The organism is Flavobacterium sp. CG_9.10 (assembly GCF_015752245.1).
In the GTDB taxonomy this organism is placed as follows: Bacteria; Bacteroidota; Bacteroidia; order Flavobacteriales; family Flavobacteriaceae; genus Flavobacterium.
Genome location: NZ_JADOVD010000003.1, coordinates 1 through 18,551 on the forward strand (window position 1 = coordinate 1; position 18,551 = coordinate 18,551).

Sequence of the window (18,551 nt, forward strand, 5' to 3'; positions counted from 1 at the left end):
CAAGGGGTTCTATTCTAAAAAACTATTGTTTTTCAGTCTCAAGCCAATGAAATTGCAAATTTTATTATACTTGAAATTTATTTAGGACAGTATTGTTTTAAAATCTATATAAAAAAAGAGCTGTAAAATTGATTTACAGCTCTTTTTTAGTTTGTTGAAAAACGCTACTGATTTAAAATCCCGTCGTCTTCCTTCTTCTCTTTATTCAATAAATTAGGATTTTCTTTAACCAACTTGTTTTTAGTTGGAATCTTATAATTCAGGCTAAAGCCAAATTTTCTCGTATCTTGTTTACTACTGATTAACAATGGCGTTTGAAAGGCATTGAAAGCATTTCTATTGGTATTCAAAACATCATCCGCATAAATAGAAAGTGTCAATTGGTCTTTCAAGAACTTTTTAGAAAAAGTAAGGTCTAATGAATTTCTAATTGGTTCAACAGCTATGAAATAAAAATAATTTCCTTTTGGGATAATATAGTTGTAATTGGCCACAAATTTTATCTTTTTTGGCAACACAATCTGCGACATGAAGTTAAACATCCAGAAGCCATTAGTATCTACATTTGGAATTTGGTGGTATTGGTAACCCGCATACACATACAAAAAGTTCATCGTATCGGGATTCACATTCATTTTCATGGTTTCGGCCAGCCCTTTGGTAAACAACATATACGGAATTGGCATCCCAACGCTAAAATTATGAATCTTCACCTCAGGTATATTCTCGTTAGTATTGATTACCAAATCATTATCAAGTGTCACTCTGTTAATCACTTGATTCTTTGCTGAACTGATATTGTAACTGACAAACGCATAATCAAAAGCACTTAATTTTACTTCGTAATTATCAAAAATCGTAGGTTGTAAGTTAGGATTACCGGAATAATCTACATTCGGATTTTGATAGTTCGTATTGTTTGGGTTCAATGCTGAGGTGCTCGGCAGCGTAATTTTTTTATTGTAATTCACATTGAAATTAATCGAACGACTAAAATTATACTGCGCACTTGCATTTGGAAAAAATCTAAATTGCTTGAAAGCACTTAATACTGCGAGGTCTGTTTTACCCGTGATATTGTAATCTTCGGCTCGACCACCCAAAATAAAATTTAGTTTATCAAATTTAGTTTGAATCTCAAAATAAGATGCGGCGGTTTTACGTTTATACTCTAAATTACTAACTCCCTTGCTTGCTGCATCAAAAAGTAATTCTTCATACAATCCACCAAAACTTACTTTTCCTTCATCAGACAACTTGATGGGTTGCGAATAATCAAACTTTGCATTATACAAATTTTGGTTGGATGAATTCACTAAAGTTGAAGCCGAATTACCCACCGGACTTAATTCAAAATCATTGGTATTGTTATTATAATTGAATTTAAACTCCAGCTTTTTAGCGGTGTTTTCAAATTTCTTCTGATACGTAACAACCGCATCTTGGCGCAAGCCGGTACTCTTGGAGGCATCATTAGTGCTAAAACCAGGCCCGTTTCCTAATGTATTGCTGTCATTATTATTTTTAGTTACATCGTAATTCAGCAATAAACGGTCTTTACCAATATCAAATGTTAAGGCCGATTTTATAAAATTATTTCTTCCTGTACGATCTGCATCCGTTTTTGAAAGTAACGAATTCATGCCGTTTTCTTGTTTCTCGAGGGAAGTCCAGACCGCACTTTCTCTGTAATTTTGGCCCACATTTAATTGCCATCCAAAATATTTATTTTTGGCACTCAACAAAAGGCTGTTGTTCATTCTCCAACGTACATCATCATAACTCGTAAAACTCGTGCTGTTAGTATAGGTCGCACTCAGGTAATTCTTCGCATTTTTATTGGTAATAATATTTAAAATCGCACCGCCAGAAGTAGCTGGAAATTCAGCTCCCGGTTGTGTAATAATTTCGATTTTTTCAATCGCATTTGCAGGCATTCCCTCTAAAAAAGCATTCAGTTCAGTAGTAGAAATATTAAGGGGTCTACCATCCATAAAAACGTCCAATTGTTTTCCCTGATACATCATTCCTGCAATATCCGAGGCGATTAATCCCGGCAGTTTTTTAATTCCTTCTAAAACAGAACCCGTGTTTAAATTAGGTTGGTCCGCAAAATTAAAAATGGTGCGATCCGCTTTTTGCTCTATCGCTTTTTTGGTTGTTAAAATAGTAACCTCATTTAATTCAGTCGTTTTTTCGGTGGCTTTTTCGGTTGCTTTTTCAGAAGTAGTTTGAGCAGAAGCTGCAAATACACCAATAAAAGTCATCATGGCTATTAGACCTAATTTTCGCATAATTTTCTATTTGATTTTGCTGTAAGACTTTGTAAAATATTATTTGTTACAGGTTTTTACAATAATTTTAGTACAAAAAAAATCTGTCCTAAATAAATTCATATATCTTTGCCCGCTTTTTAAAATTGAAAAAATGACAAAGAATAATGTATTAAAAGGAGTTTTCTTAGTAGGACTGGGCGCCACAAGTTATGGTATGCTGGCCACTTTTGTAAAGATGGCTTATGGCGAAGGTTTTACTACTCCTGAAGTGACAACGGCTCAATTTGTATATGGATTACTTGGCTTGCTACTTATAAATCTGTTTCAAAAAGCAAAAAAACGAAATGAAGTCGTTAAAGCTTCTAAGAAAAATATAGGTCAATTAATGTTAGCGGGAACTTCATTAGGAATGACCAGCATATTTTATTATTTGGCTATTAAGTACATTCCTGTTTCGATTGCCATCATTTTGTTGATGCAAACGGTTTGGATGGGTGTTTTATTCGAAATGATTTTAGAAAAAAAAATACCTTCCACTCAAAAAATCATATCGGTACTAATCGTTTTGATTGGGACCGCACTTGCTACTAACCTCATTGAAAACAAAGTGACGTTAGACTGGCGCGGAATCGTTTTAGGGCTTCTGGCCGCAACATCATTCACAACAACAATGTTTACTGCTAATCGGGTGGCAACTCATGTTTCACCGGCGCAACGCAGTTTATATATGTTATTGGGTGGCGCAATAATTATATTTGGTTTTGCGATTGCAACACAAACTACTCCTTTTAATTTTGGAATTTTCATGAAATGGGGAATTGTTTTGGCTCTTTTTGGGACCGTAATTCCGCCTTTATTGTTTAATGCTGGTTTTCCGTTAACTGGAATTGGACTAGGAAGTATTGTCTCCGCATTGGAACTTCCGGTTTCGGTACTAATGGCTTATTTCCTTCTAAATGAAAAAGTAAATGCAATTCAATGGTTTGGAATAGTTTTGATTATTTTGGCCATTGTCATTATGAATGTCAACTTTAAAAAACAAAACTGATTATATTAAACGAGTAATTATTACTTTCCAAAAAGCGAGCTTTACTTTTTGTTATTATCATTAACAAGGAGAGTAAGAGATTAAGAGTCATTATAGTCTAAACTTTTTTACATAAAATCAGTACATGTTGGAAATGCCGCTTGAAATCTTTACTGATTTATTTACAAAAAACTCATTGCTAAAGCATAACAAAGCCAACATCTCTAAATCTCTAGATCTCATTGTTTCAATATTTTGATAGTTATTATATAGAGTGAAATGTTTTTTATTGAAGTAGCGAATGACACTGAAAGTAATAATTGCATTAATTTCAGTTAAATTTTTATAAATTCGTAATAAATAACTCAATTATGACTTTACCTTGGCATCTCTATGTAATGGCTTTTATTTACATATTGGCTGGAATGAACCACTTTAGAAATCCGCGTTTATATCTAAAAATCATTCCTCCTTACTTCACGAATCCAAAATTATTAAATACCATAAGCGGTCTCGCCGAAATATTTTTAGGAATCACATTGTGTATCCCTGTTCTTTCTAGCTACGCTGCATGGGGTGTAATCGCTTTGTTGATTGCTATTTTCCCAACGCATCTGTATATGTATTTTGATGAAAAAGCACGTATGGGCTTGCCTAAATGGGTTTTGTTATTACGCATGCCATTGCAATTAGGGTTAATTTATTGGGCCTATATTTATACCTAAAAAGTTGAAATCCTTATTTGACAACAGCCCCGATCCAATCGATCTTAATCTGCCAGACGCAGAGGTCGTTTATTATCCTGCTTTTTTTGACAAAGAGCAGGCTGATGCGATTTATGCTGAATTAGTAAGCACCATCCCTTGGCAACAAGACGAAATTACTGTTTATGGTAAGAAGCATTTACAGCCCAGACTAACTGCTTTATACGGAAACGAAGGAAAATCCTATTCGTACTCGAATATAAAAATGCAGCCTCACCCTTGGAATTTGCTTTTGCAAAAGATAAAATCACAAGTTGAAACTGTTTCCAATGCAAAATTCACTACCGTTTTACTCAATTACTATCGCGACGGAAAAGACAGCAACGGCTGGCATGCCGATAATGAAAAGGAATTGGGAATAAATCCCGTGATTGCCTCGCTAAGTTTTGGTGGCGAACGCAATTTTCAATTGAAACACAATTCCGATAAAAACCAGAAAAAAAGTATCGTTCTAGAACATGGAAGTTTATTGATTATGAAAGGCACGACACAGCATTTTTGGAAACATCAAATTCCCAAAACCGCAAAACCTGTAGAACCTAGAATAAATTTGACATTTCGTGTAATCAAATAATCGTTTTAAAGCAAAAATAATAGGACTGTCGGTTACTAATACAAAAAAAACATTATAATTTTTAAACAGTGAGTTTAAGAGGTTAAGAGATGCTGGCTTTGTTCTGTTTTTACAATGAGGTTTAGCGTTTTTTAGAATAAAGTAATAAAGATATCAAACGGCATTCGCGACCTTCAGTAATTTTCTTTAAGATTTTTTGGCAACATTGATTCTTAATCTTTTATTTTCATTGTTGTTGAAAGGAAGTAATTAGTACGAGTTCGTTTAGCGGACAGTCATAAAAAATTATTACATTTGAAATAAATACTGCTGACTATGAATGATATTGTTTCTTATTTTTCCACAATACCTTCTTCCCATAGAAGTTTAATTCTGGTTAGCGGTATCACCATTTTTTGGCTGATAGAAAATGCTTTTCCACTTTTTAATTTTAGTTACAAAAAATGGCATCATGCGAGTATCAATATTTTTTTGACACTAACAACTATCATCATAAATTTCTTTTTGGCTTTTATTTTATTAAAATCCGCTGATTGGACCATCGAAAACCATTTTGGAATTTTACAATGGCTGCCTCAAATGCCTTTATGGCTTTATACCTTAATCGGATTGCTCCTATTGGATTTAATTGGTGCTTATTTGGTGCATTTAGTCGAACACAAAGCTAAATTTTTGTGGCGTTTTCACCTTATTCATCATACCGATACTTGGGTTGATACTACATCGGCCAACAGACATCATCCAGGAGAGAGTATTATCCGTTTTACGTTTACAACTTTAGGTGTTTTACTTGTAGGAAGCCCAATGTGGCTGGTTTTCCTGTATCAAACCTTATCAGTCGTGGCAACACAGTTTAACCATGCTAACATTTCTATTCCTAAAAAATTAGATACCTTTTTGAGTTATTTTATAGTTTCTCCTGATATGCATAAAGTTCACCACCATCATGTTTTACCCTACACGGATAGCAATTACGGAAATATATTTTCGGTTTGGGACCGTCTTTTTGGTACTTTTATGACGCTTCCAAAAGAAGAAATAATCTATGGAATAGACACGCATCCAATGCCTGAAGAACATAATAATTTAAAAAACTTATTGAAAATACCGTTTCAAAAACAACACAAAACAGAAAAGAGTAAAAAACAATAAAAAAAAGCATAATTTTGATAAGAAGTAATTATATTTTTTCTTAATATTGGATGATAATTAGAAATGTAATTTATTAATCATTAACAACTTATTTGAATTAATTTTCACGTGATGAAAAAGAGTAACCGCAAAGAATTGAACTGGGAACAAACAGAAAAACTTGTTACAATGGCTCTCGAAGAAAAAAATCCTTTTGAAATTATCAAAAAAGAATTTGGTTTGGCTGAAAAAGAGATTTTGGAGATCATGAAAAAGAAGATGCCTGCAGAAAAATTTGAAATGTGGAAAAAGAAAGCTACTGCAAATAAACCAAAACCAAAACCCGTTAAAATAGATGATTTTGACGAAGATTTGGATGGCAAATATTATATAAAAAACAAACTTGACTAAAAACGAAACTCCTGTAATTCAGGAGTTTTTTTTATCCCATCGTTAATTATAATCTGGAAATAGTGGTATCAGTAACATTAAAAGAGGAGAATTTCATATTTGAAATAAAAGGTTTGCACAAAATTTGGGCAATGGAAAGTAAAATTATAGTTCCCAAAGCAAACATACTAAGAGTCCATCAGGAGCAAGACGATTTTACCTTTTGGAAAGGTTTTAGAATGCCCGGTACCGAAATCCCCGGTTTAATAGCTGCTGGAACATTTTATAAAAAAGGCAGAAATTTTTGGGACGTCATGAATAAAAAAAATGCTTTAATTATAGAATTAAAAGACCAGTATTTCAAGAAATTAATCGTTGAGGTGGAAAACCCAATAGAAACATTGAATTTATTAAACACTAAATAATATGAAAACAACATTATTCTCATTCTTAATTTTATTTTCTACACTTTGTTTTTCTCAGGAAAAAAAAGAGGCTATTTCTTTTGACAAAAAAGAAATTACGATCAATCCTCTGATAAAAGGAGCTTTATATTCCCCCTTAAAAGCGAATAAAAAAACAAATCTCGTTATTCTAATTGCGGGTTCCGGACCTACTGACAGAGATGGAAATCAAAAAGGAATGACCAACAATTCTTTAAAATATTTAGCAGTAAATTTAGCTAAAAATGATATTGCAGTTTTCAGCTATGACAAAAGGATTATTGCCCAAATGGCCGCCGGGACTATAAACGAAAAAGACCTTTCTTTTGATGATTTTATAACAGATGCTAAAGACGTTTTAGCTTTCTTTAAAAATCAAAAAAAATACAACAAAATTACAATTGCCGGTCACAGCGAAGGTTCATTGATAGGAATGGTCGCTGCGAATGGCAAAGCCGATGCTTATATTTCATTGGCAGGAGCCGGACGAACAATTGATGCCGTTTTAATCGAGCAAATAGAAAAACAGGCTCCTTTTCTAAAAGATGAAGTACAAGCAGATCTTGAAATTTTGAAAAGCGGACAAACATTCGAATTAAAAAATAAAATGCTGGCCTCCCTTTTTAGAGAAAGCGTTCAACCTTATATGATTTCTTGGATAAAATACAATCCACAAAACGAAATCAAAAAACTTCAAATTCCGGTGCTATTAGTTAATGGAACTAAAGATTTGCAAGTAACCGTTTCAGAAGCTGAATTATTAAAAAAAGCCAAACCTGAAGCTCAACTTGTCATTATTGAAGACATGAATCATGTTTTTAAAGAAATAAAGGGAGATGAGACTGAGAATATGAAATCGTATTCAGATCCAAATTTACAAGTAGCCGAAAAATTAGTGGCAGCTATCAATCTTTTCATAAAATCGTTATAAGCTGTAACAATTCGATAGAAAAAAGACTAATCGTTAAAATAAAATAACAATGAAAAAAATAATTTTTGCATTTGCATTCGCTTCTGTACTTTGGAGCTGTAAAACAGCAGGTACTTCCGTTTCCTCTTCAACAAAAAAAGACGTTTTAGTAAGCATTAATCTGAATGACATTAAGGATGACAAGGTGATGGTTACCGTGGATGCTCCGTCAATTACAACTGATGAAATTACGTATCACATTCCTAAAACAGTTCCAGGAACTTATTCAGAGGACAACTACGGCAGATATATTGATGATTTAAAAGCGTATGACACCAAAGGAAATCTTTTGACCGTAAAGAAAACAGATGTTAATTCTTGGTCAATTGCCAATGCAAAAACCTTGGATAAAATTACTTATTTGGTAAACGACTCCTTTGACACCGAAACTGGGAAAAAATTTGGTGATGATGAAATTTTTTCACCTGCAGGGTCTAATATTGATGCTGGTAAAAACATAATGCTTAACACCCATTGTTTTGTGGGTTATTTTACTAATTACATGTCATCACCTTATAAAGTGACCATTTCTCATCCGGCAACACTTTGGGCAGCAACGTCCATGACAGATCAAGATGCAAGCAATACAAGTGACACATTTGTAATGTCTCGTTATGCTGAATTAGTTGAAAATCCAATCATGTATGCTAAACCAGACTACACTACTTTTAATGTAGATGGAATGGACATACAAATTGCTGTTTATTCCCCTACAGGAAAATATACTGCTGAAAGCATTACTCCAGAAATGAAAACGATGATGACTGCACAAAAACATTTTTTAGGGAAGATAAATTCCACTAAAAAATACAGTGTTTTGTTATATTTATCTACCATGAAGGAAAATGACGCCAAAGGATTTGGAGCTTTGGAACATCCTACGGCAACAACGGTAGTATTACCTGAAATTATGCCAAAAGATGAATTAGTAAAATCGATGAAAGATGTGGTTTCACATGAATTTTTTCACATCGTGACACCTTTATCAATCCATTCTAAAGAGATTCAATATTTTGATTATAACGCGCCTAAAATGTCACAACATTTATGGATGTATGAAGGAGTAACAGAATATTTTGCTAATCTTTTCCAAATAAACCAAGGACTAATCAACGAAGATGAGTTTTACACTCGTATGGCTGAAAAAATTGAAAGAGCCAGCACACTGAACGACACCATGTCATTTACCGTAATGAGTGCTAATGTATTGACAAAACCATACAAAGACCAATACTTGAATGTATATGAAAAAGGAGCACTCATTGGAATGTGTTTGGATATCATAATTAGAGAAAAAAGCAATGGCGAAAGAGGAATTCTTGATTTGATGCAAAAATTATCAAATGAATATGGCCCTACAAAACCATTTAATGACGATGAACTTTTTGCAAAGATCACAGCATTAACTTATCCTGAAGTAGGTACTTTTTTAACTACTTATGTTTCTGGAACAACTCCAATTCCATATGCAACATATCTTGCAAAAGTTGGAGTAACAAACTCTAAAGAAAAAATAGCCGGTAATGTTTTCTTAAAAGGGCAATCTCCATACATAACCGTAAATCAACAAACGAAAGAAATTTTTATCATTCCTAATATAGAACTAAACGACTTTTATAAAAGTCTGGGTCTTAAAGGAGGCGATATTTTAATGGCAATTAATGAAAAACCATACACACTGGACAATATTTATGAAATGATTTCCGCAAGTCAAACTTGGAAAGAAAACGATACTATTTCAGTAAAAATAAAACGTGATGGTAAGCAACAGGTAATCAGGGGAAAAATAAAACTTCCTTATGAAGAAAAAGACGGCCTTAAAGCAACTGACGCAAGCAAAAGCAAATTAAAAGAGGCTTGGTTTAAAGGCTAAATTTTAAAAAATATCATAAAATCCCAATTTAGAAATAGATTGGGATTTTTTTTTATGAAATTTGAGGGACTTACCAAATCATTCCAACAATTTTCTTTATTTTGCGCCAAAATAAAAACAACAATGAAAAAATCTATTATCGCATTTGTTACGCTTGTACTATTATCATCTTGTAACAAGAAAGAGTCTAAAACCAATTTACATATTACCGGAAATATAAAAGGATTAAAAAAAGGAACATTGTACATACAAAGAGTTGTTGATACTACTCTTGTTGCAATTGACACCATTAATATTGATGGAAGTTCCGCATTTGAAAGTAATATTGAATTAAAATCTCCTGAAATGCTTTACCTATTTCTTGACAGAGGCGTAACCAATTCTTTGGATAACAATTTATTGTTTTTTGCTGAACCCGGAAATATCAATATTACAACTAGTTTAGATGCCTATCTTTCTGGCGCAAAAATTACAGGATCTAAAAACAATGAATTATATGAAGATTATAAAAAGATAAACAGTCGTTTCAAAGATGAAAATCTTACTTTAATTGAACAAAAATTCAATGCTATTAAAAGCAATAACGTAAAGACAATCGATAGCATCAGCGCTAAGCAGGATTCCAATATTAAAAGAAGATATTTATTCGCTACCAATTTTGCGATAAACAATAGAAACTATGAAGTAGCCCCTTATATTGCTTTATCAGACATCTACGACATCAATGTTAAATATTTAGATACGATACAAAAATCAATGTCTCCAAAAGTAGCTCAATCACTTTATGGAAAAAAATTAACGGAATATATTACCACCATCAAAAACCAAAAATAGACCACTAAAAAGATTCAAGTAAAAAAGCATTTCATACTGATGAGATACTTTTTTTTTACCGATAATTAAAAAAGCGAATTTATCAGCAAATAAATTAAACTGTTAAAAAAAAGCAAAACATAATGAATAACTTAATATCTTAGCTATTAAACCTTCTTGACTATGTGGAAAAAATTATCCTTCAAAAAACAACTAATCATTATACTGTTAATCCCAATAGCAGGATTACTTTATTTTAATATTACTATTTTTAGTTCTACTTATAAAGATTATTTAAGAATTGAAAACAGCTTAGAGAAGCTAAAAGTAATTGCTGATTTATCAAGAACAAAAAGTTTAATTAATGACGAGAGGATATTATATAAATATTCAAAATTCAATACGGAGAAGCAGGATGATTTTAATAATAAAGCACAAGAAACGACGTCTTGGTTTTCAAATTTCACTTCACCAGATACTACTGTCACAAAGGACATCTTGATTGCTAAGGAAATCCTGAATAAAATTCACGTTAATAAGGATAACAAAGCAATTTCATCAACTGAAATGTATAAAAATTATACCAATATAAATTCAATTTTTGATGATTTAATTGATAAAGAAATCATTAATTGTGAAGATCTAAGCATATCTAAACTGGCTAATAATTTAAAATGTTACATTGATTCCAAGGCCGCAGCAAATCTGATAAGAGGTATAATATTAGACAAATTAATAAAAGAGGAAATCAATACTGATCTGCTAATATACTATGAAAATGCAAAAAAAATAAATAAAAATTCAGATTTTAAACTAGCTATTTTCAATACTGACAATATCAATACTAAAATCATAAATTATAAAAGTAGTAGTGAATTCATATCGTTTTTGACAACTGCAGAGGACATCATGAATAACAATGTGAAATTATCCCCCGAAACTTGGTGGAAAACTTCTACAACTGCAAACGATACACTTAAAAACTTAAGAGATTCTAAATTAGACAGTATTATCACCTATGCGAAAGAACAACAAACTGCTATTTTAACTAATACAATAACAACAGTACTATTATTAATACTATTATTACTAACCTCAATTATTTTAGTTTATAATTTAATCTATAACAATTCTAAGGCATTGAATATAATTTCTGATTCTATAAAAAAAATTGCCTTAGGAGATATAGAAATCACCCTTAATCTTTCTGGAAATACAGAGTTCAACGCTATCAACTCCTCTTTAACTACCTTAACCTCCTCTATTAAAAAACAAATAGATTTATCTGCAAAAATTAGTACTGGTAATTTTGGTGATACGATTGCATTAAGAAGTACTTCAGATATTCTAAATAAATCTTTAAATACCATGTCTATGGACTTAAAAAGATTTAATGATGAAGCGGAGAAAAACAGCCTCCTCGAGAAAAATATTATAAAAATCAATACGATTATAATTGATTCTAAAAACTTAATTGATTTTGGAGCAAACCTATGCAACACTTTAACAACCCAAACAAAGGGATGCCAAGCTACTTTTTACATCAGTGATTACATTGAAAAAAAAGACCACTTAATCAAAATAGGAAGTTATGCAGATGATGAAAACACACCTAAAATAATAAAAATAGGGGTAGGATTACTTGGGGAAGTAGCAAAAATAAATAAACAAAAATGCTATAACAATCTTATTAATGAACATTCTTTTCTATCATCTTCATTAGTAAAATCCGCAATTTACAATGTTTTAATCACTCCAGTAACCTTTAATAATGCAGTAATAGGAGTAATAGAAATAGGTTCATTAGAAAACTTTAATGAGGCTGATGAAAAATTATTGAATACAGTTAAAGAGGCTATAGGAAGCGCTGTTGCTATATTTATTAGAAACGAAGAATTAAAATTTTCACTTGAAGAAATCAACCACAAAAACAATATTTTATTAGTTCAAGAAGAAGAACTTAGACAAAACAATGAAGAGCTTAATAAACACACTTTATTACTGCAACAATCAGAGGAGGAATTGAGAAACCAAGCCGCTGAGCTAGAACAAACCAATGCCTACTTGGAAGAAAAAGGTCAAGAGCTTGAAAATAAAAACCAAGAAATTGAGGAAAAAAATAGCGACCTAATTATTGCTCAAGAAGAATTGAATATCAAATCAGAAGAAATTTCAAAAGCTAGCAAACACAAATCAGAGTTCTTAGCTAACATGTCACATGAATTAAGAACCCCATTAAACAGTATTTTAATCCTATCTGATTTATTAAAAGACAATACAGCTGGAAACTTAACTAATTCCCAAATAGATAATTTATCTGTAATCAACTCTTCAGGAAAAGATTTATTAAATTTAATTACTGACATCTTAGATATTTCTAAAATTGAAGCTGGAAAAGTAGAAATTTATCCTGAAGAAAGTGTTATTGAAAGAATCTTTTCGGATATGGACAGCTTATTTAGCGCCCAAATGGAGAAAAAGAATATCGATTTTAATAGCGTCATAACTGATGATTGTCCGCGAGAAATATATACTGATATAGGTAAAATAGAGCAAGTACTTAAAAATTTCTTATCTAATGCATTGAAATTCACTCCTGATAGTGGTAAAGTTACTATGACATTTAGTCAACCTGATATGGATTATCAATACTCCACGCCTTCACTTTCATTATTAGCGTCAAAAGAAATCCTAGCAATAAAAATTAAAGATAGCGGTATTGGAATATCCGAAGAGAACAAAAAGAAACTCTTTCAAAGTTTCCAACAAGCCGATTCTTCTACAAGCCGAAAATATGGAGGTACGGGCTTAGGTCTGTATATTGCTAAACAACTTGCGCATTTACTAGGAGGCGAAGTGTTTTTTGACAGTCAATTGAATAATGGAAGTACTTTTGGAGTAGTAATACCCGCAAAATACACCGCTGTAAAAAGTGAGAAAAATGAAATTAGTACTTCCCAAACAATAGAAGAAAACACTATTGAAACAGAGTATCCAAAACCTAATGATGAATACATCGATTTAGCAGCAAACATTAATGATGACAGAAATAAGGCCGATATTGATGACAAAACCATTTTAATCATTGAAGACGATCCTTCATTTGCCGAAGTACTCCTCCAAGTTGCGCACAACAATGGCTTTAAAGCAATTATAGCACATCAAGGTGAAACCGGTTTTCAATATGCAAAAAAATACAATCCCAAGGCGATAATTCTTGATATGAAATTACCCGGAATTGATGGTTGGACGGTATTGAAATGGCTTAAAGAAGACAAAGAACTTCAACACATACCAGTACACGTAATGTCAGGTATGAAAAGAGAAAAACTGGCCAAAGAAATGGGAGCTTTTGATTTCTTGATTAAACCTATCACACCTGAAAAATTAAAAAGTGCATTTGAATCAATCGACAATCAAATAAATAAGATATTCAAGAAAGTTTTGGTATTGGAAGACGACACAAAACTTAATTATTCTATCAAACAATTGCTTCATTCTAATGATAAAAACATCATTTGCTTGCAAGCCTACTCTCGATTTGAGGCTGAAAATATTTTAAAAAATGAAGAAATAGATTGTGCTATTATTGATTTAGGATTACCCGATTCTGATAACATAAAAACAGTTTCTGAATTAAAAAATATTTCAAAAAACAAGAGTATCAAAATCATCATTAATACTGGAAAATCGCTATCCGATAAGGAACAATTAGAATTAGAAAAAAGTGTAGACAGCATCATCATTAAAACAAACAATGCAACTGAACGTTTAAAGGACGAACTATTATTATTCTTGAATAAGATAGAGACTACTACAGAAAATAAATACAAGTCTGCTCCTAATTTATCTGGTGGCGAGATCCTAAAAGATAGGAATATATTAATTGTAGATGACGATATCAGAAATATCTATGCATTATCTGCTGCTCTAACTAGCAAAGGCGCTAATATTACTACCGCATTGAACGGAATCGAAGCGCTTAGCGTTTTAGAGAATAATTCAAATACTGATATTGTTTTAATGGATATAATGATGCCCGAAATGGATGGTTTTGAAGCAACAAGAAAAATTAGAGAAAATATAAAATGGAAAAATCTTCCTATTATTGCCTTAACCGCTAAAGCAATGAAGGGAGATCGTGATGAAATCATCAATGCAGGAGCATCTGATTATCAGTCAAAACCTATTGATATTCAAAAACTTATTTCATTAATTAGTATATGGATTTACAAATAAATGATACAATCAAATGAATTAGAAGAATTGCTTTTTACGATAAAAAAACAATTTGATTACGATTTCTCTAATTATTCTAAAGCATCAATGCTTAGAAGAATTAACCGTTTTATGGAAATAAATTCCATGAAAAGCAGTGTTGACTTAAAATTTGAATTGATAAATAATCCAATCATTTTTAAAAACTTCATTAATGAAATTGTAGTGAACGTTAGTGAATTTTTTAGAGACCCTAGTTTCTACAAATCGCTAATTACTAATGTATTTCCTTATCTAGAAAGCTACCCAAAAATAAATATATGGAGTGCTGGTTGCTCCTTAGGAGAAGAAACCTATTCCATAAATATATTACTAAAAGAAAATTATCTAATCCATAAAACGAGATTGTATGCAACAGATATTAGTTCAAATGCTATAGACAAATCTCGAAAAGGAATATATTCTAATAATAACTTTAAAGACTACACTAAAAATTATTTTAAATGTGGAGGAAAAAACTCCTTGAGCGACTATTTTATTTCTGATGGAAAAGATTCGATTATTAATTCTGATTTAAAAGAAAACATCTTATTTACTAATCATAATCTAGTTACTGATGGCGTTTTCAAAGAGTGTCAGCTAATTCTTTGTCGTAATGTACTGATCTATTTTGACAATGAACTACAAGATAAAGTATTGAAATTATTCTATGACAGCCTACCTATTCATGGTTTTTTAGTTCTTGGAAAAAAAGAATCTTTACGATTTAGCTCCGTTTATGAGCATTTTAAAGAAATAGACCAAAATGAAAAAATTTATCAAAAAATAAAGTAATGATTGAAATGATTATTATTGGTGGTTCAGCAGGTGCATTCAATTGCATTTTATCTATTCTAAAAGGAATGGATAAAACAATTGACACCCCTATTGTAATTGTTCTACATCGATTAAAAAATATAGAATCAACATTTGAAGCAATTCTACAAAATAACACTCATTATACGGTCAAAGAAATTGAAGATAAAGAAATAATACAAAAACGGATGCTTTATACTGCTCCATCTAATTACCATGTATCATTAGAAGAAAACTTCACTTTTTCATTAGATGTTTCTGAGCTTGTTAACTACAGTAGACCTTCTATCGATGTAACCTTTGAATCCTGTTCACTCGTATTAAAAGAAAAATGTTGTGGTATTTTATTATCTGGAGCAAATAATGATGGAGCAAATGGCTTAAAGTACATGGCTGAGAATAAAGGAAAAACTATTATTCAAGATTGCAAAGAAGCTGAATTTGATACCATGCCAAAAGCGGCTAAAAACATTTATAAAAACCATACCGAACTAAATATCGCAAACATTATAAAAACACTGAATAATGAGCCCAGATAAAAAAAAACATATTCTATTATTAATAGATGACAAGCCCGCAAATCTTTTCTCTCTAAAGATGATACTTGAGAATGAAAATCGAGAAATCATAACCTGTAATTCTGCTAGCGAAGGATTACAAGTATTACTTAAAGAGAAAGTATCTTTAATTTTAGTTGATGTACAAATGCCAGAAATGGACGGATATGAATTTGTTGAAATTATAAAACAACATCCTGATACTTCAAACATTCCAACTATTTTTGTTACAGCCATAAGTGATGAACCAAAATACATCAATAAAGCCTATGACCTAGGCGCAATAGACTTTCTATTTAAACCTTTAATCACTGAGGTGACACGTAAAAAAGTGGATTCATTTTTAAAAATATGGGATTATGATCAGCAATTGAAGAAAGTAAATAATCAACTTCTTGAAAAAAATAAAGAGCTAGAAAATTTTGCTAATATCATCGCTCATGATTTAAAAACTCCGTTAGCAAATATTAAATGTTTGATTGATTATATTGAAGAGGAAAAAATTCTAAAAGTGAATGAACCTGCTAGCGAATTATTTGAGATGGTAAAAACATCAGCCACATCAATGTCTAAATTAATTGATGATCTCTTATATTATTCAAAAAATGTACAAAATAACGAAGGTAAAAAGAGTGTACACTTACAAACCGAGGTTGAATCAGTAATAAAACTTATTCGCATTGATAATGATATCATTATCAATAAAGTGAATTTAGACCACATTATATCGTTTCAACCTGTAGCTTTCAAACAAATAATTCAAAATTTAGTTTCGAATGCTATAAAATATAACGACAAAGAAGTAACTAAGATTACGATTATCTATTCTGAAGAAGAAAAAACGATAGCAATACAGGATAATGGACCTGGAATTCCAGAAGACCAACAGGAGAAAGTTTTTGATATGTTTTACACATTAGGTAAAACTTCAAAAGGGGACTCAAGCACAGGAATTGGATTAAACTTAGTAAAAAAATTAGCCGAGAGAAATAATTGTAGCGTATATTTCAATAATGATGATTCAGAAGGTACAACAATTGTTATTTCAAATTTAATACCGGCTTAAAAACCCTTATAAAAACTTAATATTATAAAAAAAGGAATTAGCTGATTAGCGAATTCCTTTTTTTTATTTCAAGAAAACAAAAAACCACCTAACAAAAGTTAGGTGGTTTTATTAAGAGCCGGCGGAGGGACTCGAACCCACGACCTGCTGATTACAAATCAGCTGCTCTAGCCAACTGAGCTACGCTGGCGACTCATTACGGGTGCAAATATAAGCTTGAATTTCTATTTTCCAAAACAAATTCAAACTTTTTTTGCTTTTTTTTTGACTACAATTCGTTGATTTTAGCAATCAATTGATTAGCAGTTTGTTCCAATTCAACATTAATTTGTTTGAAGTGAGCTTTTTTATCTTCCACTTTTTTAGCGTTCACTTTTGTGATTAAACCGTCAAAAGCAGCGATAGCTTCGTCAATTAAAGCGTTAGTTTCTGTTGTTGGTTTTCCAGTTGTAGAAATTTCGAACAAGTAAACTGCTTCAATAATATCTCCTAAAACGTAGTTGATGTCTTTTTTTAAATTTTTAACGTTTGCCATTTTTATCTTTTTTAATTTGGATTTTTAATTTGCGTCTGCAAAAGTACACAATATCTTTCTATTACCGACTATGAAATGTAAATTTCTAAAATCGAAGCTTTTCCATTGACAATGAACGAATTCATTGCCGCGGGAAGCAAAACGGTATCCCCTTTTTTATAATGAAACTTAGATTCATTATATTCTATTTCAAATGTACCTTCCACACACATATAGACTGTAAACGTTTCTTCCGTTTTAGAAACGGTAATTTTTCCATCTAACGGAATAAAATTAGTTGTAAAATAAGGACAATCCACAACAGAATTGGATTGATTAATTTCCTCGGTATATCTTTTATAAGTATCTACTTTATTAAAGTTTATTGCTTCCAACGCTAAATCAACATGTAATTCTCTTGTCTTTCCGTTTGCATCTACCCTGTCAAAATCATAAAGGCGATAAGTAACATCCGAAGTTTGTTGAATCTCAGCCACCAATAATCCCGCGCCAATAGCGTGTACGGTCCCCGCTTCCAGAAAAAAGACATCTCCTGATTTTACTTTTACATCATCAAGAATATGGAGTAAGGAATTATTTTTTACATTTTCTAAATATTCGGCAGGATTTGATTTCTCTTTGAAACCTACTATTATTCGAGCATCCGTTTCAGCCTGCATCACGTACCACATCTCTGTTTTTCCAAAAGAATTATGGCGTTTTTTCGCCAACTCATCATTTGGATGGACTTGTATGGATAGATCTTCCCGAGCATCTAAATATTTAAAAAGCAACGGAAATTGTTTTCCAAACCTATTATAAACTTCCGAGCCTAAAATTTCATTTGGCGATTCATCAATAATCTCCGTCAATGATTTTCCTTTCAATTCTCCGTTCGCAATTACGCTAACATCACCATCTACGGTAGATAATTCCCAACTTTCTCCTGTGATTTTTGAAGTAATCGGTTTGTTGAGAACTGTTTTTAATTTTTCACCACCCCAAATTCTTTCTTTCAAGATGGGTTCAAATTGTAAAGGATATATTTTTGAATTCATGTTTTTTATTTACAAATTTTGC

16 protein-coding genes and 1 tRNA gene are annotated in these 18,551 nt (G+C 31.6%); 13 read left to right on the plus strand and 4 right to left on the minus strand.

The genetic code is table 11. From position 1 onward, the window contains the following. Positions 1 to 164: 164 nt before the first annotated feature. Complete coding sequence (locus IWX84_RS02930; protein WP_196849271.1) at positions 165 to 2,294, minus strand: TonB-dependent receptor domain-containing protein; 2,130 nt, start codon at positions 2,292 to 2,294, stop codon at positions 165 to 167. 133 nt (positions 2,295 to 2,427) lie between these two features. Between IWX84_RS02930 and IWX84_RS02935 the strand changes: the two genes are divergently transcribed. From IWX84_RS02935 to IWX84_RS02995, 13 genes are all read left to right on the plus strand, one after another. Beyond that, positions 2,428 to 3,324 carry an EamA family transporter gene (locus IWX84_RS02935; protein ID WP_196849272.1) on the plus strand — a complete coding sequence of 299 codons (897 nt, stop codon included), beginning with the start codon at positions 2,428 to 2,430 and terminating at the stop codon, positions 3,322 to 3,324. A 350-nt stretch (positions 3,325 to 3,674) separates the two neighbouring features. Beyond that, entirely contained in the window at positions 3,675 to 4,028 is a 354-nt protein-coding gene (locus IWX84_RS02940) for a DoxX family protein (protein WP_196849273.1), read from the plus strand. Between the two features lie 4 nt (positions 4,029 to 4,032). Continuing rightward, positions 4,033 to 4,641 (plus strand): alpha-ketoglutarate-dependent dioxygenase AlkB family protein, encoded by a 609-nt coding sequence (locus tag IWX84_RS02945; protein WP_231385395.1) that lies wholly within the window; start codon positions 4,033 to 4,035, stop codon positions 4,639 to 4,641. A 315-nt stretch (positions 4,642 to 4,956) separates the two neighbouring features. Beyond that, positions 4,957 to 5,793 (plus strand): sterol desaturase family protein, encoded by an 837-nt coding sequence (locus IWX84_RS02950; RefSeq protein ID WP_196849274.1) that lies wholly within the window; start codon positions 4,957 to 4,959, stop codon positions 5,791 to 5,793. A gap of 111 nt (positions 5,794 to 5,904) precedes the next feature. Next, positions 5,905 to 6,183, plus strand: coding sequence for a DUF2805 domain-containing protein (locus IWX84_RS02955; protein WP_066081282.1), 279 nt, complete (start codon positions 5,905 to 5,907; stop codon positions 6,181 to 6,183). Positions 6,184 to 6,314: 131 nt separating this feature from the next. Continuing rightward, positions 6,315 to 6,587, plus strand: coding sequence for a hypothetical protein (locus tag IWX84_RS02960; RefSeq protein WP_196849275.1), 273 nt, complete (start codon positions 6,315 to 6,317; stop codon positions 6,585 to 6,587). 1 nt (position 6,588) lies between these two features. Then, positions 6,589 to 7,536: an alpha/beta hydrolase family protein gene (locus tag IWX84_RS02965; protein ID WP_196849276.1), complete on the plus strand. Its 948-nt coding sequence runs from the start codon at positions 6,589 to 6,591 to the stop codon at positions 7,534 to 7,536. A gap of 49 nt (positions 7,537 to 7,585) precedes the next feature. After that, complete coding sequence (locus IWX84_RS02970) at positions 7,586 to 9,448, plus strand: peptidase M61 (protein WP_196849277.1); 1,863 nt, start codon at positions 7,586 to 7,588, stop codon at positions 9,446 to 9,448. A 123-nt stretch (positions 9,449 to 9,571) separates the two neighbouring features. Then, positions 9,572 to 10,282 (plus strand): DUF4369 domain-containing protein, encoded by a 711-nt coding sequence (locus IWX84_RS02975; RefSeq protein WP_196849278.1) that lies wholly within the window; start codon positions 9,572 to 9,574, stop codon positions 10,280 to 10,282. A 162-nt stretch (positions 10,283 to 10,444) separates the two neighbouring features. Beyond that, on the plus strand, positions 10,445 to 14,500 hold the full coding sequence (locus IWX84_RS02980; protein ID WP_196849279.1) for a response regulator: 4,056 nt from the start codon (positions 10,445 to 10,447) through the stop codon (positions 14,498 to 14,500). Next, on the plus strand, positions 14,501 to 15,313 hold the full coding sequence (locus IWX84_RS02985; RefSeq protein WP_196849280.1) for a CheR family methyltransferase: 813 nt from the start codon (positions 14,501 to 14,503) through the stop codon (positions 15,311 to 15,313). After that, positions 15,313 to 15,873, plus strand: a complete 561-nt coding sequence (locus tag IWX84_RS02990) for a chemotaxis protein CheB (RefSeq protein ID WP_196849281.1) — start codon at positions 15,313 to 15,315, stop codon at positions 15,871 to 15,873. Before IWX84_RS02985 ends, IWX84_RS02990 begins: the two co-directional genes overlap by 1 nt. Next, positions 15,860 to 16,957: a sensor histidine kinase gene (locus tag IWX84_RS02995; RefSeq protein WP_196849282.1), complete on the plus strand. Its 1,098-nt coding sequence runs from the start codon at positions 15,860 to 15,862 to the stop codon at positions 16,955 to 16,957. Before IWX84_RS02990 ends, IWX84_RS02995 begins: the two co-directional genes overlap by 14 nt. 116 nt (positions 16,958 to 17,073) lie before the next feature. Here the strand turns inward: IWX84_RS02995 and IWX84_RS03000 are convergent. The 3 genes from IWX84_RS03000 to IWX84_RS03010 form a co-directional block, all read right to left on the minus strand. Continuing rightward, positions 17,074 to 17,147: transfer RNA gene (locus tag IWX84_RS03000), tRNA-Thr, on the minus strand. 78 nt (positions 17,148 to 17,225) lie between these two features. Beyond that, complete coding sequence (locus tag IWX84_RS03005; protein WP_196849283.1) at positions 17,226 to 17,492, minus strand: hypothetical protein; 267 nt, start codon at positions 17,490 to 17,492, stop codon at positions 17,226 to 17,228. 68 nt (positions 17,493 to 17,560) lie between these two features. Beyond that, entirely contained in the window at positions 17,561 to 18,529 is a 969-nt protein-coding gene (locus IWX84_RS03010; protein WP_196849284.1) for a type I phosphomannose isomerase catalytic subunit, read from the minus strand. Between the last annotated feature and the right edge of the window lie 22 nt (positions 18,530 to 18,551).

What these genes read in the sequence shown, in the direction of transcription:
- IWX84_RS02930 (WP_196849271.1), bottom strand. Translation starts at nt 2,294, where the DNA reads ATGCGAAAATTAGGTCTAATAGCCATGATGACTTTTATTGGTGTATTT.
- IWX84_RS02935 (WP_196849272.1), top strand. Translation starts at nt 2,428, where the DNA reads ATGACAAAGAATAATGTATTAAAAGGAGTTTTCTTAGTAGGACTGGGC.
- IWX84_RS02940 (WP_196849273.1), top strand. Translation starts at nt 3,675, where the DNA reads ATGACTTTACCTTGGCATCTCTATGTAATGGCTTTTATTTACATATTG.
- IWX84_RS02950 (WP_196849274.1), top strand. Translation starts at nt 4,957, where the DNA reads ATGAATGATATTGTTTCTTATTTTTCCACAATACCTTCTTCCCATAGA.
- IWX84_RS02955 (WP_066081282.1), top strand. Translation starts at nt 5,905, where the DNA reads ATGAAAAAGAGTAACCGCAAAGAATTGAACTGGGAACAAACAGAAAAA.
- IWX84_RS02960 (WP_196849275.1), top strand. Translation starts at nt 6,315, where the DNA reads ATGGAAAGTAAAATTATAGTTCCCAAAGCAAACATACTAAGAGTCCAT.
- IWX84_RS02965 (WP_196849276.1), top strand. Translation starts at nt 6,589, where the DNA reads ATGAAAACAACATTATTCTCATTCTTAATTTTATTTTCTACACTTTGT.
- IWX84_RS02970 (WP_196849277.1), top strand. Translation starts at nt 7,586, where the DNA reads ATGAAAAAAATAATTTTTGCATTTGCATTCGCTTCTGTACTTTGGAGC.
- IWX84_RS02975 (WP_196849278.1), top strand. Translation starts at nt 9,572, where the DNA reads ATGAAAAAATCTATTATCGCATTTGTTACGCTTGTACTATTATCATCT.
- IWX84_RS02980 (WP_196849279.1), top strand. Translation starts at nt 10,445, where the DNA reads ATGTGGAAAAAATTATCCTTCAAAAAACAACTAATCATTATACTGTTA.
- IWX84_RS02985 (WP_196849280.1), top strand. Translation starts at nt 14,501, where the DNA reads ATGATACAATCAAATGAATTAGAAGAATTGCTTTTTACGATAAAAAAA.
- IWX84_RS02990 (WP_196849281.1), top strand. Translation starts at nt 15,313, where the DNA reads ATGATTGAAATGATTATTATTGGTGGTTCAGCAGGTGCATTCAATTGC.
- IWX84_RS02995 (WP_196849282.1), top strand. Translation starts at nt 15,860, where the DNA reads ATGAGCCCAGATAAAAAAAAACATATTCTATTATTAATAGATGACAAG.
- IWX84_RS03005 (WP_196849283.1), bottom strand. Translation starts at nt 17,492, where the DNA reads ATGGCAAACGTTAAAAATTTAAAAAAAGACATCAACTACGTTTTAGGA.
- IWX84_RS03010 (WP_196849284.1), bottom strand. Translation starts at nt 18,529, where the DNA reads ATGAATTCAAAAATATATCCTTTACAATTTGAACCCATCTTGAAAGAA.